The following is a 255-nucleotide window of genomic DNA, read 5'->3' as shown; positions in this document are numbered from 1 at the left end:
ATTTGGTGTATCCAGGAGCGGTTATTACAACCGGGTACAGCATGAACCCTCAGACAGAAAACAAAGTGATGAGCGGCTAAAACTGGAGATTAAGGTGGCACATATCCGCACTCGCGAAACATATGGACCCCGGCGGCTCCAGACGGAGCTGGCAGAGAATGGCATCATCGTTGGTCGTGACCGACTGGCACGTCTTCGTAAGGAGCTAAGGCTACGCTGTAAGCAGAAACGCAAGTTCAGAGCGACTACGAACTC

At 52.2% G+C, this 255-nt stretch carries 1 protein-coding gene; it reads left to right on the top strand.

Annotated elements, in window-relative coordinates; genetic code table 11:
- A partial coding sequence (locus E0D98_RS26685; RefSeq protein WP_165941093.1) for an IS3 family transposase occupies nt 1–255 on the top strand: 255 nt, incomplete at both ends.

The sequence above is a fragment of the Escherichia sp. KCJ4928 genome, assembly GCF_004352695.1.
GTDB lineage: Bacteria > Pseudomonadota > Gammaproteobacteria > Enterobacterales > Enterobacteriaceae > ECMA0423.
Note: the sequence above shows the minus strand (reverse complement) of the source record. Positions and strands in the feature narration are given on the sequence as shown.